General features: G+C 39.5%; 12 protein-coding genes and 1 pseudogene. 8 read left to right on the forward strand and 5 right to left on the reverse strand.

Features of this window, described 5'->3' with window-relative positions; genetic code table 11:
• Window positions 1-45: 45 nt before the first annotated feature.
• On the forward strand, window positions 46-411 hold the full coding sequence (locus Q8S11_RS01170) for a hypothetical protein (protein WP_305660244.1): 366 nt from the start codon (window positions 46-48) through the stop codon (window positions 409-411).
• Window positions 330-1094: a hypothetical protein gene (locus tag Q8S11_RS01175; protein ID WP_305660245.1), complete on the forward strand. Its 765-nt coding sequence runs from the start codon at window positions 330-332 to the stop codon at window positions 1092-1094. Before Q8S11_RS01170 ends, Q8S11_RS01175 begins: the two co-directional genes overlap by 82 nt.
• Window positions 1095-1336: 242 nt before the next feature.
• Here the strand turns inward: Q8S11_RS01175 and Q8S11_RS01180 are convergent, their stop codons facing one another.
• Window positions 1337-1642 carry an HTH domain-containing protein gene (locus Q8S11_RS01180; RefSeq protein ID WP_305660246.1) on the reverse strand — a complete coding sequence of 102 codons (306 nt, stop codon included), beginning with the start codon at window positions 1640-1642 and terminating at the stop codon, window positions 1337-1339.
• A 568-nt stretch (window positions 1643-2210) separates the two neighbouring features.
• Between Q8S11_RS01180 and Q8S11_RS01185 the strand changes: the two are divergent.
• Window positions 2211-4100, forward strand: a pseudogene (locus tag Q8S11_RS01185) (lantibiotic dehydratase family protein); the annotation flags it as partial.
• 66 nt (window positions 4101-4166) lie between these two features.
• Entirely contained in the window at window positions 4167-5174 is a 1008-nt protein-coding gene (locus tag Q8S11_RS01190; protein WP_305660353.1) for a thiopeptide-type bacteriocin biosynthesis protein, read from the forward strand.
• Here Q8S11_RS01190 and Q8S11_RS01195 read toward each other — a convergent pair.
• On the reverse strand, window positions 5137-5859 hold the full coding sequence (locus tag Q8S11_RS01195) for a LytTR family DNA-binding domain-containing protein (RefSeq protein WP_305660247.1): 723 nt from the start codon (window positions 5857-5859) through the stop codon (window positions 5137-5139). The two genes, Q8S11_RS01190 and Q8S11_RS01195, sit on opposite strands and share 38 nt — an antisense overlap.
• A 3-nt stretch (window positions 5860-5862) precedes the next feature.
• Window positions 5863-6837 carry a sensor histidine kinase gene (locus tag Q8S11_RS01200; protein ID WP_305660248.1) on the reverse strand — a complete coding sequence of 325 codons (975 nt, stop codon included), beginning with the start codon at window positions 6835-6837 and terminating at the stop codon, window positions 5863-5865.
• A gap of 713 nt (window positions 6838-7550) precedes the next feature.
• Between Q8S11_RS01200 and Q8S11_RS01205 the strand changes: the two genes are divergently transcribed.
• From Q8S11_RS01205 to Q8S11_RS01220, 4 genes are all read left to right on the forward strand, one after another.
• Window positions 7551-8789, forward strand: coding sequence for a PepSY domain-containing protein (locus Q8S11_RS01205; protein WP_305660249.1), 1239 nt, complete (start codon window positions 7551-7553; stop codon window positions 8787-8789).
• Window positions 8790-9268: 479 nt separating this feature from the next.
• Window positions 9269-9943, forward strand: a complete 675-nt coding sequence (gene trmD, locus Q8S11_RS01210; protein WP_305660250.1) for a tRNA (guanosine(37)-N1)-methyltransferase TrmD — start codon at window positions 9269-9271, stop codon at window positions 9941-9943.
• Between the two features lie 139 nt (window positions 9944-10082).
• A complete protein-coding gene (gene rplS, locus Q8S11_RS01215; RefSeq protein ID WP_305660251.1) occupies window positions 10083-10430 on the forward strand; it encodes a 50S ribosomal protein L19 in 348 nt (115 codons plus the stop codon).
• A 179-nt stretch (window positions 10431-10609) separates the two neighbouring features.
• A complete protein-coding gene (locus Q8S11_RS01220) occupies window positions 10610-11770 on the forward strand; it encodes a mechanosensitive ion channel family protein (protein ID WP_305660252.1) in 1161 nt (386 codons plus the stop codon).
• A gap of 523 nt (window positions 11771-12293) precedes the next feature.
• Here Q8S11_RS01220 and Q8S11_RS01225 read toward each other — a convergent pair.
• Together Q8S11_RS01225 and Q8S11_RS01230 are read right to left on the reverse strand one after the other, a co-directional pair.
• The gene (locus Q8S11_RS01225) at window positions 12294-12815 is read right to left on the reverse strand and encodes a transposase (protein ID WP_305660253.1); all 522 of its coding nucleotides are present in this window, start codon (window positions 12813-12815) and stop codon (window positions 12294-12296) included.
• A 742-nt stretch (window positions 12816-13557) separates the two neighbouring features.
• Window positions 13558-14220: a phosphatidylserine decarboxylase family protein gene (locus tag Q8S11_RS01230; protein WP_305660354.1), complete on the reverse strand. Its 663-nt coding sequence runs from the start codon at window positions 14218-14220 to the stop codon at window positions 13558-13560.
• Window positions 14221-14256: the final 36 nt, after the last annotated feature.

Genomic DNA, 14256 nt, shown 5'->3' on the forward strand with positions numbered 1-14256 from the left:
AGACCCGGGTACAAGGGAATTTGTTAAACCTAAAGAAGAACAATTATGAACCAGCTCATCAATTTGCGTATACCGCAAAACATTTTAAAAAAGGAACATCTGCTTATTTTTTCAGCCTTCTTTCTGTTCCTGTATTTTCCCGGCTTATCCAGGTGGATCGACATAACGTCTGCTCCAATCGATCCCGGCGCATTGAGTGCGGTGATCATGGCTATTCTGTCACTGCTTGCTTTTAAGGCAGTGACCTGGTGGCTCATCAATATCATCTGGCCGGTATTTGCTGAATACTCCAAAGAACATTTTGAACAGAATTTTAAATCTTTACTACCATGGCAAAAAGTAATTATCTATTTGGGATTTTATCTGCTGCTGCTGTATTCATTTGTGGCTACGCTGGCAGGGATTATTTAGTTGCCTGGGAAGGGGAAAGCTTAAAGCTGAAAGATGAAAGCAGAAAGGGGGAAGCGGAATTTTCTAAACAAACCACTCAAAGCTCAACGCCCATCACCCTAGGCCCAATGCAGAAAGGGTATCAGGAAGGAGTTTTACTTGGAGCGAAATCTGCCTTCCTGACAACGGATAACAGGCAACTGGTAACAGGCCTCAGATTCCGGCAACTAAGCTTAAAAAAAATCTACGATTCGCAAATTGGTGTCCGTGAACGAGGCATTAATACCGGTCCGCATGTTGAAGAATATCTGCACTATGTGAATTTGGGAAGAGGTCAGCCCTGGTGCGCGGCTTTTATCTGCTGGGTTTTTGGGCAGGCAGAGATTGAGAATCCGCGCACGGCATGGTCGCCGGAATTGTTTCCGCTTGCTAAAATAATCTGGAGTAAAGCATACGCCTATCCTACCAGACAGATAACTGGCAACAGGCAACTGACAACTCCCGGTACCGGGGATATCTTCGGTATATTCTTTCCCGAAAAGAATCGCATTGCGCATGCTGGTTTTGTGGATCAGTGGGGGGAAACCTGGTTAATTACGGTTGAGGGGAATACAAATATCGAAGGCAGCAGAGAGGGTGATGGGGTATACAGAAAACGGCGATTGGTAAGATCTGTTTATAAGGTGGCGAGGTATATTTGGTAGAATGAAGGTGGGGGTTAGGTTATAGGCATTAGGGCTTAAGAAATTAGAATAATGAAAAGTTCATAGCAAAATTTTCTTTTAAACAAACTATTAAAGGCCCTAAGCCTATCACCCCAAGCCCATTGCGGCAAAGGTGTTAGGTGCCATTTATATTGGAGAACCGTAATTGTTTAAGATTGGGATTGCTTAGTGGAACGCACGACACGTGCGCACCAGCAAGCGAACATAAACCGACTATGGGTTTATGGCAGAAAATCCTCTTTCAGAACAAATCTCTTGATAGTCCGGTCGTAATGGATGGGATGACCCTGCCTTCGCAGGCGGGCCAGCATCCGGCTGATGGTTCGGGTGGCGCATCCGAATTTATTGGCGGCTTCCTCCAAGGATATCAGGCGCCCTTTACTGCACATTTCAAGCAAATAATTTGTTTTTTCAAGGTAGGTTTCATAATCCATGATAGCTGTATTGTTTTTAAGAGAAACGTCAGTTGGGTTTGAGGGACTAAATTTTATCAGGTAAAGCATTGAGCCATAAAATGGATAGTTCATGCTGAAAAAATGTAATCATTAGCCTTCGCGCTCATTCGGCGTTTTGAAAATCCATGTCTTTAAATAGCTTTATAAGCTCAGTCTGACCTGTAAAAGAGACTGTTCATAAGACGAGGGCGAAATTATAAGCCCATCAGGACACATTTAAGGATATTACACCAATGGGCTTATTGTATATTCACAAAGGAGGATGGAGTATATAAATTAAGTATTTAGTGTTTTTTGAATAGACCTGGGAAAGATTTGATTTCCATTGAACTTCAAATTTCTCAGGCATCAAGCTGCCCCTTTTTTGGAGGGGCATAAGACAAAAATGTATAGCCTTGAATTTTATTAAGCAAAAAATAGTTCCATACAATCTTATTCTCTATCTACACAGTCTCATCACCTAGATGAACTCTGGTATTCCAGTGATAAAAAGCCCATTTTTGATATCTTAAGAGCGGTTTTTTAAATTTCATGATTTGCTTTTTCCCTTCCAGATAGATTATATTAGGACATGCTTCCATACAAGTTTGGTCCGTTATTATTTTTAAGAGCGCCCGTATTCAGCTTCAAGACTTTTGGAATGGAGAAGCTACAGGAAGTACTGGATACTCACTTTTTTCGTTCGGCTTTATATTTTGCCAGCGTGGACCTCTACAGGCAGGCTGAGGTAAAAGATTTTCGATGTGAAAGGATGAATGAACGCAGCCGTCAGAGTCTGTTTAAATATTTTAACAGAATGTGTTACCGTTCTACACCGTTTGGAATGTGTTCTGCATTTTCTACTGTTTTCTGGTCCGGGAATAAGAATGGTATTTGTATAAGTGCTGAAGAGAAGCTGCATGTCCGGGCCGATTTTCGCTTGAGCGTCAGACTGGCCGGGAGCTTTGCCAATAGTGAAGAAAGTGACCGTATGATCTATTATTCGAATCCAAGCCTGTATACCTTTGGGAAAGAATTGAGATACATTAAAACGATAAACAGTGGAGAAAAGGATCAGCAGAGCCAGGGCATTGCTGCTATCGAAAAGAACCATCTGTTAAGCAGACTGATGCGTTTAAGTCAAAATGGGGTAAGTAAGGATGAATTTTATTCTTTTTTAACGGAACTTATCGGAGAGGAAGAGGCAGAGGAACTTTTCCGGGAAATGATAGCGGAGGAACTGATATCAAACTCTTTTCAGCCAAATGTCACAGGAGAAGCTTATCTGAAGCGGTTGGCTAAACTGTCAGAAAATGCTGACCTGAGCACTTTTACCAGAGTCCTTGATGAGATTAGACTTCCTGCAGATGTGGATGTAGCAGGACTCGATAGGCTTGTAAATCCTTATCTAAAGGAGTGTGAAAATTTAAGACATCCCTTTTATGTCAATTTCCAACGCACTGTGAAAGGATCTTTGAACAATGATTATCAGGGAATCCTGCTTGAAGGGCTCTATTGCCTCGACAGGATGCAGCAGAATGGGGTAGCCAGCGCAATAAGTGAGTTTAAAAAGGAATATATCGCACGTTTTGAAGACCGTGAGATCCCACTCCTTTTGGCGCTTGATCCTGAAGGAGGCATCGGTTACGGCCAGCTTGAACAAAGTATGGATGCAAGTGATTTGTTAAAAGGAATAAGCTTTACAGCAGCTATAGAAAACAAGCAGATACTATGGGGCCCCTTGCAGGAACTCCTGATGCGAAAAATCTGTATGGCGGTCAAAGAAAATCAGACTATTTTAATTTCGGATAAGGATCTTGCAGGATTACCCATTTCCTTGAAAGGGAAATACCCACCGGGTATTTCAATCATGTTCAGGATTTTTCAGGATAAGGTTTTTATTGAAGAGGCTGGAGGCGCATGTGGTAGCACATTAACGGGCAGGTTTACCGCATTTGATGAGGAACTAAGGGAACAGGTGAATGCTCTGGCTGATACAGAGCAGGAACAGAATAAAGAGGTGATATTTGCAGAAATAGCCTGTTTTTCGGATGAGCATGCCGCAAATATTAATACACGTGAACATACCCGGGATTATGAGATCCCTGTTCTGGTTCATTCTACTCTCCCACCTGAGCAGGTAATCGCATTGAATGATCTCTATGTGTCTGTTTACCGTGGCGAAGTGATCATTCGCTCTGCACGTCTCAATAAACGGGTTATACCGCGTTTGAGTACTGCTTATAATCATCACCGAAGTGAACTTCCTGTATTCAGGTTTCTCTGTGATCTGCAATACCAGGGCCTTGCCGTCAATTGGGGTCTACATGTGTAGAGCCTCTTACCCGGACTTGAGTACTATCCCCGAATTGAATATAAAAGATGTATCCTGAGTCCGGCAACCTGGATCTTAAAGCAGGAAGAACTTCCCAAACTTAAAGGACTGGCTTCTTATGAAACATTCAAACTGATTGCAGAAACAAGGGGTATCAGCAGATTTTTCGCATTGAGCAGTGCCGACAGATATCTGGTATTTGACATGAATGACCCTGCCGGAATAGCTATATTTCTGTCTGAAGTAGGAAATTTAGCACGTATTAAACTGGAAGAATTCTTTATGCCCGATGAGGAATCTGCAATTCTCAGAAATGAAAAGGGAGAAGTATTTGTCCACCAGTTTGTAGCCAGTCTTAGCTGTAAGGAGAGAAGTTATACATATTCAGTCACGTCCTATCAAAATTCAAAAAATATTCGAAGGGGTTTTATACCAGGGGATGAGTGGCTTTATTTTAAGATCTATTGTGCGCCGCAAAATGCTAATGATTTGTTACTGGGAAAAATATATCCTTTAATAAAAAAATACATAAGGTGTGGTGAAATTGAGCAGTGGTTCTTTATAAGGTACTATGAGCAGGGTCATCACCTTCGTATTCGTCTGAAGGTGAAAAATGAGGTTATAAAGGATATCACGGGCACATTTAATCGCGTGTTGAAGCCTTTAGTTGAGATTGGATTGATCAATCGTGTATTATTGGACACTTATAATCGCGAGATTGAACGTTATGGTGCAAAAACTATGGAGAGTGCCGAACGGGCATTCATGAGCAGCAGTGAATTGGTAACAGCACATCTTAAGGGTGGTGCTGATGAACTCCGTACTGTTGGCTTTGCTGTGCTTAGCACAGATCTGCTGCTCAATGCATTCAGGATCAGTTTAACATCACGTATTATCCTTCTGGAAAATATATGTACTAACCTGATGGCTGAACATGGCTTTGAAAAACAGCTGCGGGAAGATCTGAACAAAAAATACCGTGAACACCAGCGCATGATCAGGCAACTAAAAGTTGAAGGGCCTTGCTTTTTAAGCAGTGCCGATAAAAGTAAATGGGGTTCTTTCAAACAAAACCTCAGTTTATTGAATGAAGAATTGAACAGAACTGAATATTCGCGCAAAGCAAAACTTGCCTCAGATTTACTTCATATGCACATGAATCGAATATTCAGTGCTGAACAGCGTAAAAAGGAACTCGTAATTTACTATCTCTGCCTTCGCCATTATTTGTCAGAACAAGCCAGAAACGGTATCAGGGCAGACGCGATGAGCGTACCAGTTTTGCATTAATGTAATCCTGTAATGCGGTTTTATACATTTGCCCAAGGGGAATCGTCACATCGTTCTGAAGCAGAATGTTAACGCCATTCACCGTTTTAATTTTTTCTGAATTCACCATGAAGGATTTATGGACCCGGAAAAACTTTTCGGGTGGGAGCGCTGCCCCCAGTTCCTTCATGGTTAAGTAGGTAATCATTTTTCCTTCTTCGGTATAAATGATCACGTAATTTTTGATGGATTCAACGTAAACAATATCCGTAAAATTAAGCCGCGTGACCTTGCCTTTGATATTCGCCTTAATGAAAATATGGTCGTTTACCGGATCCTGAATATGAGCTCTTAGGTGCCCGCTTACTTTTTTTACTGAGCTTAAGAAGCGTTCGAAGGAAATAGGTTTTAACAGATAATCGACTGCATTTTTTTCAAATGCTCCCAGTGCATAATTGGGGAATGCAGTAGTAAAAATTACCGCAGTACGATCGCTGATCAATCCGGCAAGATCCAGCCCTGAAAGCTGGGGCATATCCACATCCAGAAATGTAATATCCGGATGAACAGAGGTGTTGATCAGGTTAAGAGCCTCCAGTGGGTTAGTTGAAGAGCCCAGTAATTCCAGTCCGGGAGCCTTTTCTATATACGATACCAAAGTTTCAATAGCATGAGGCTCATCATCGACAACGTAGCATGTAAACATAATTTATTGATTTAGGGTTAATATAAGTTTTAAAGCGTAGCTGTTCTCTTTTTCCTGTATATCAAAGGAGTACATACCGGGGTAGTAGATATCCAGTCTCTCCCTGAGGTTCCGGATACCGGTTCCATGACCGTGACTACGGCGGTTAGTCCGCTTATTGTTCTTCAGTTCTAGCTCCAACCTGCCATCATGAATATTAATGTTGATAAAGGCAGGGTTTTCGGGATCTTGTAAATCACCATATTGGAATACATTTTCCACCAGAGTGATCAGGGCCAAGGGAATAATTCTCAGGTTTTGAGGACTGCCTATAACAATAAAGTCGACACAAAGCTTATCATTAAAGCGGGTTTGGTTTAAGCGCAGATAATTGTGAATATGTTCAATTTCTTTTTCCAAAGGTACTTTATCGTCCTCATCAATACTCGTAAGTGCATAGCGCATCATATCGGAAAGGTTCATCACTGTTTCAGCTAGTTTTTCGGAGACCTTTACCGAGGTATTGTACATAAAGTTGAGGGTATTGAATAGGAGATGGGGGTTAACCTGTGCCTGCAGGTATGCATTGCGGGACTGGAGCAGGTTTTTCTGCAAGGTTATTTTTTCGTTTTGTTCAATAAGTCTCTGGTTTTCAAGTTCACTGATTCTGCGGTTTCGTTTATTGGTTTGCATTGCAAACCAATAGGCAGTGCTAAAACCCAAAATATAGAAGGTTCGCATCGCATTACTGAAAACAGATTTTTTAAACTCATCAACAGATTTTGGCATGAACTCATCCCCCAGAACCAGGTAATTGATAGGGTATTTAAGCGCAACGAAGAGCGCAATCTCAGCCATTACAAGAAGGATAGTTATAAAGGCTGCTCTTTTAAATTTACGCGTAGAGTAATTAAAGAGAACATGGGCATTAAAATAAAAGAGGATGATGTTTAAGGTATAATTCAGGGCATAGTTATTGAGATCGGCTACCCCAGTCATTAGGTATATATAGGTTATCTCATAGGTAATAAAAATTGACCATCCCAATAGGTGTTTTGAAGTATTATTCCAAAACCTCTTAGAATTCAGAGCTGAATTTTCGTCCATTTCACTGCAATATACTAGTTCATCTACAGTAAATCTACCCTGGTGTAATAAATTTTCAGTTTTGAAAAGGTCTTTTTAACTTCTGAAACACTAAACATGAAATCATGAAAAAAAGAAAAAAAACAACGAGACTGATCAAATCGAAAATGGTCGTTTTGTTCAAAAAGAATGGATCGGCTACTCCATGTAGCGGTGGTACTGTAGATACGACAACCATTACTACGACAACTGGCTTCTAAGATTTAACATGGCAGGGTTCAGTCGGGTTCTGCCATGTTGAGTTTTAATTTCTTGTAACTGAGCTATATCTTTTTTATTTATATATCAAACATTTCGATTAGAAAGTGTTTTTAAATATTCGAAGCTTCCATTTCCTTCCATGCAGTAGTCTAACTGTGGCTTAGGCCAAATTTACGTTTGAGTTTTTGTCAATATTATTAATTAGAATTATTCTAAATAAATTTTGAAACCCACTTTCTATTTCTATTTTTGTCCCAATATAGAACAAGTCTAAATAAGAATAGTGACATTAAGATTTTCACGAGCTATGTGGCTTTTCCTACTATTCTTTTAAAGTTCTGAAACAGGATAGATCCAAACAATCAATGAAACAACAAAAAACCGAAGCTGCCTGGCCTAAATTGCGCAAATTTCTGAATGATATCCACCTCTGGATCGGATTACCAAGCGGTATCATTGTGTTGCTGATTTGTATGACAGGAACTATCTATGTGTTTAATACGGAGATCAGGGAATTATCCAGTCCGGAACTTTACAAGGTTAAAAGAGTTGGGGATTCACAAAGAATTTCAGCAGATAAATTGAGTGAGATTGTGAGTGTTGAAACTGGCGGGAAGGTAATCAGTATTAAGATTCCTGCTGATCCTGAAAGAAGCTACGTACTGACTGTCATGAAGCCGGAGGAATCTACAGGAAATACCGGACCGAGCGGTAATGAAAAATCAACCCCACCTTCTCCTCGAATTCAGTATTGGGTTAACCCCTATTCCGGAAAAATATTGGGAAGCAGCGCTGACAAAAACGCTGTTTCTGAATTTATGCAAACGATGTTCAGTTTGCATCGCTGGTTATTACTCGACAGGATAGAAGAACCACTTATCGGAGAATTACCAAACAAGAAGCTGGGCAGCTATATCAGCGGAACCGCAACAATACTGTTTACTTTGGGAGTCATAACTGGTATCATCATCTGGTTTCCTCAAAAAATCAGAAACTGGAAACAGGGTTTGAAAATAAAATGGAATGCAAACTGGAAGCGGGTGAATCACGATATTCATAATAGTTTGGGTTTTTACAGCTGCCTTTTTTTGTTTCTGATGGGTATAACCGGCCCGCAATGGTCTTTCGAATGGTATAGAACCGGTCTGAGAAAGACGTTAGGTACCTACCAATCAGCAGATGCCCCTAAACCTGAAACACCCCAATCGGATACTACTTACAATAATGGATTAAAACAGGTATTACTTATAGATTATATTAAATCAGCGAATAAAACCCTTGATTATCAGGGTGATCTGACTATCAGTATTCCAGCCGACTCAGCAGATGCAGTACTGATTAATAAAACGAAGACCGGATTTTTTGCTCCTGTAGCAGCAGATAAAATCTATCTCGATCAATACACTTCAGCACCGATAAAAACAGAGATTTTTTCCGAAAAACCATTTAATGAACGCGTTTCTAACTCCATAAAAGCTTTGCATGTGGGGGATGTTTATGGGAAGTTCTCTAAGATCATTTATTTTCTGGCATGTTTAATTGCTACGAGTCTGCCGGTAACGGGTACGCTGATCTGGATTAATAAGCTGAAGAAAAGAGCTTAAAGCTATAGGATTTTGATCAAATGACTTAATTGTAATTCATTTTGGAGGAGGCTCACCTAATTGGGCTGACAGGCCTGCCGCAATGACATCCGAAATGAAAATACTGTTAAATTACAATTGTTCGGGTAATGGGTAAAGCATTTTGTCATTGCGAACGTAGTGAAGCAATCTCCTCAATAATTAATACTGATTGTCATCGTGGCGGATGCCACGACCTTATACCTGTCACAGGCAAAAAGCACATACAAGTGAAGGCCGCACAACGCGGGGACAACTCAATGTCATTTCTCTGTTAGAATTTCTAAAATTTTTTTACTCGCAAAGATGGTACACACACAAATCTATCTCAGGCCAGTAAACACAAAGCCGAAACAAATTAATTTTGCTCTCCCAATTTGACACGATTTCGTATTTGCACTAAGTTCCCATATCTCAATACTCAATACTCAATACTCAATTCTCCTTCCTATCTTTGCCTTATGCGTTTTGATATCATTACCGTATTGCCCGACCTGCTTGAAAGCCCGTTTGCCCATTCAATTTTACAGAGGGCTCAGAAAAAGGGACTTGCAGAAATTCATGTTCACAATCTTCGTGATTATTCAAACAACAAGCAAAAATCGGTTGACGATTATCAGTATGGTGGTGGCAGCGGAATGGTGATGAGTATTGAACCTTTTGCTAATTGTATAGAAAAACTACGATCAGAGCGTGATTATGATGAGATTATTTTCATGACACCCGATGGTGAGACGCTCAATCAGAGTATGGCCAATGAACTTTCAGATAAAAAAAATGTGATCATTCTGGCAGGTCATTATAAGGGTATCGACCAGAGGATCAGGGATATTTTTGTGACCAGGGAAATCTCGATCGGGGATTATGTTCTTTCGGGAGGTGAATTACCTGCTGCGGTTTTGGTGGATAGCATTGTCAGGTTACTGCCTGGTGTATTGAATGACGAAACATCAGCTTTATCCGATTCATTTCAGGGAGAACTGCTCGATGCGCCGGTTTATACCCGTCCGGCCGACTGGCAGGGGCACAAGGTGCCTGATATTCTATTGAGCGGACACGAATCTGCGATAAATGAATGGAGGCATGAGCAGGCTCTGGAGCGCACTAAAAAGCGCCGGCCTGATTTGCTGGAATAAACAGGCTTTACTATTTGGCGATTCACTCAGATAAATTAAAATCTAAAAATATCATAACAAACTTTTTTAAGTAAAAAATTTTTCCTAATATTGCACTCCGATTTTTACGGGCTAAAAATCGAATTAAGAGCTTAAAATCATGGATTTAGTAAAATTTGTTGAAGAGCAGGCTGCAGTTAAAAAGCAGGTTCCTGCATTCAAAGCTGGTGATACAGTTAGTGTTCACTATAAAATTCGCGAAGGAAATAAAGAACGTATCCAGATCTATCAGCGTGTTGTTATCCAGCGTAATAGTGTGGGTGTGAATGAAACTTTTACTGTACGTAAAATGTCAAACGGAGTAGGTGTAGAGCGTATCTTCCCTGTTAATTCTCCTAACATCGATAAAATTGACATAAATAGTCATGGTAAAGTTCGCAGAGCGAAATTGTTCTATCTGCGTGAACTTACCGGTAAGGCAGCTCGTATCAAGTCTAAAAGAGTGTAATTTTTTAATATATTATCGCCTCCCGAATAATCTTCGGGAGGCTTTTTTGTTTGTAAGCTTTTTTGAATGCTATAAAAAGGCGAATATTAATTATATCCCGTTTTATTCTATTATTTTTAAATGGAACGAGATATCAATTTGCTCATTAACTCATTCTCTCATTTGCTAATTTATATATCATGAATACCGAGTTTCTTGAACAAATTTTTTTTGGTAACAGCCTTAGAAACTATCTGTATTTTTCTGCTATCCTGCTTTTGGGGTTATTATTGAAGCGCGTGTTCTCCAAATTATTGAACAGATTAATGTTCATGTTATTCAAAAGGCTTGAACCGAATACAGAACCAAAAGTGTTTATTGAAATGCTATTAAAACCTGTAGAGGTCCTCATCATACTGGTTATCATATATTTGTCTATTAATCAATTAGATTATCCACTCAATGAAGTAATATTCAGGAGGACAAATCTCATTAATAACGTTGCAACGCTATATGAGTTAAAGTTTGTACAAGTTGTAGATAAACTCTTTTTACTGCTTTTTGTTATTTCAGCCTTCTGGATCCTGTTAAGGATTATAGATTTTATCGCAAATGTTTATAAATATAAAGCTTCATTAACTTTATCCAAATCTGATGATCAAATGGTTCCTTTTATTAAGGAACTTTCTAAGATCGTAACCGTTATTTTTGCTTTTTTTGTGGTATTGGGTTCTGTGTTCAACCTCAATGTGGCCACGATTATTGCTGGTCTTGGTATTGGTGGTATTGCGGTGGCTTTGGCCGCTCAGGATAGCCTTCAGAATCTGCTGGGATCTTTTACCATTTTTGCTGACAAGCCTTTTGTGGTGGGGGATCTGATCAGAATTGAAAACTATGAAGGAACAGTTGAGAAGGTTGGCTTTAGAAGTACAATTATTCGTACCCTGGATAAAACCCTGGTTATTATTCCCAATAAGAAAATGGTAGATAGTCCCCTGGAAAATTTAAGTCTTCGGAATCTCCGGCGGATGAAATTCAATATTGGCCTTAGGTACGATACTTCTGTTGAAGTGATGAAGAAAATATCGGATGAGGTGCAACAGATTGTGAATGATCATCCGGCAACGAGTGATGATACTTTGGTAACTTTCGATTCTTTTGGAGAGTCCTCTTTGAACATACAGGTGCTCTATTTTATTCAAATTGTTGATTACAATGAGTATATGCGTATCCGGCAGGATCTAAATTATAAGATCATGGTAATTGTAGCCGAAAATGGAGCTGATTTTGCTTTCCCATCCCGAACGGTTTTTCATGAATATGTTGGTGAAAAACCTCCTGGTGGAGCTGAGATAGTTTAATATGAGTACGACAAATAAATATCTAACCACATAGTTTGACTTATTTTATACTTTAAAGGAAACATAGGATGTTGCATCACATAGGTTGAAGCTTAGCTTCAAGGCTATGCGTGTCTACAAATAAGGCTAGCGTTTATGAAATGCTATGTTTCTATGTGGTTTAAAAACATGATGTCGAGTATACTTTAATCCTGATTGAGTTCCACATATTCAAGGTAGAAACAATCTGTTTATTGTTCCCCTCTGGTCGGTGTTCTCCGTACCAAGCACGAACATATCACATTGGTAGGTGTTATCACCACAGGTGTTCGGAAGATCAGGAAGGAGGTGATTTTAAGTTTATTTCTACTAAATCGGGGTCACCACCACACATCTGTACGAAGTCTTTTAATAAGCATTATTCCAGGTTGTCGACAAACCGTTGTTTCATGATTTTGTATCCCTTTAGATGATTCATCTCTTTGTAAACCAAGAGTAAGATAGATGCAATAAGGGTACAATACAGCATGATTTTAATGCCATTTTAGCTTCGGTTGATTAAATGTGCAAAGTTCAGTTCCTGCTTCAGGAATTTGAAGAAGACTTCAATATCCCACCTGCGCTTATACAGTAATGTGATATCCTGTGCAGGTAGTTTTTTGATATTTGTTATAAATACGAGGTGTTCATTTGTCTCTTTACGGGTTGACTCAATACATCTTAAAGGATACTTCGCCCTTGCTCTTTCTGAGAATAGATAGACCCAACTATCGCTATATATAGACAATGTATCTGTATCAATGGGTTGGAGTACTTGATTATCACTCACGGTCTGCCTCTTACTCTTTATGTTAAAACGTGACACAAAAGGGATGTTCTTTTCTATAAATTCATCGTATGTTTTCCGAGCTGTTATACCGCGGTCAAACACTCTTATTTTTTCCGTATTTTCAGGTTCCAGAGCTAAAATCGCCTCTTTTAAAGCTACATTTTCGCTGTTATGGGTTTGGTCATTAAAGAAATGCACAGCGATGAGAAGGTTTGAAAGCCCTACGGTGAATTTCAATTGCCGCAGATGCGCCGTGTCACCGGCTTGCAGGTGATATCCTACCTTGAGAAGCTTACCTGATTGACTTCCACAATACAAAAATCAACCATCTTAACAATGGAAAATATCGCTTTTTTCCCACTTAAGGGGATAACTTCAAGTCTTCCGAACACCTGTGGTGATAACACCAACCACAGGGAAATGTTATTTCTCAAACTTCCAATTATCTGGAAGCTATTCCTCCGGTAAGGTTTATTTTACCCGGAGATGCATTTCATGGGAAGGGCAGCCAGGCAAAAGGACCATTTGCTATTTGAAATAAACCCGGGTGGCTGCTGTAGATTTTTGGCCGGGCAGAATTTAATATTACAAAGAAGTTTATGGACAAAAACTACGGCAGAACACGGGACTGCTATGACCGAAGAAATACAGACCTTGCTTTCCAAAATGAGAGAAAATCACTCAATTTTAACAATACCAAACAATTAAAACGGCAATTTCTTATTAAAAAATTGCCGTTTTACGTTTTAAAAAGACTGATTTAAAATTAATTCTTTTTCTCAGGTGCTTTTGAACCCTTTTCTGCTGATTTAGATTTGCAACAGCTCATTTTACAATCCTTACCACACATTTTGCTTTCTTTTTTATCTGCCGTTTTTTTGTCTTGTTTTGGCTGGTCCTGAGCACTTAGAGATAATGTTCCTGCAAGGAATGCGATTGCTAAAAATCCTGATAAATTTTCATGTTTATATTGGTTAATTTATTTCTTTAAATGAGCCAGAACGGTGATTCCACCTTTTACCACTTCTCCCAATCCGACTTTTATTTCTGTTCCCAAAGGTAAGAAAACGTCAACCCTTGAACCAAATTTTATAAAGCCGAACTCCTCTCCCTGTTCTGCGGTCTGGCCTTCCTGAGAATAGCATACAATTCTTCTTGCTAATGCTCCTGCTATTTGCCTGAACAAAACAGACACTCCCTGCTTATTTTCAATAACTACAGTAGTACGTTCATTTTCTGTGGATGATTTAGGATGCCATGCTACAAGAAATTTACCTGGATGATATTTGAAATATTTCACGATCCCGGAAATTGGATTTCTATTGACATGAACATTTATTGGCGACATAAATACAGATACCTGGATTCTTCTGTCTTTTAAATATTCGGTTTCTTCAGTTTCCTCAATGACCACCACCTTGCCATCCGCAGGGCAAATGACATGTTCTTCATTCTTTAAGACCTCGATATAGGGGTTCCTAAAAAACTGAAGAATAATAACAAACAAGGCAAATGAAAGGATATAAATGATCCAGCGGAACCATACTGTTTCCGGAAGAAGAAAGTTTACAACAGCATTTAAGACGAATATAAATAGAATACAAAGTGCTATTGACGTATAGCCCTCCTTGTGTATGGTCATTTTTTTATAGCTCATTTCGCAGCGAAATTACGATTT

Source organism: Daejeonella sp., assembly GCF_030695525.1.
In the GTDB taxonomy this organism is placed as follows: Bacteria; Bacteroidota; Bacteroidia; order Sphingobacteriales; family Sphingobacteriaceae; genus Daejeonella.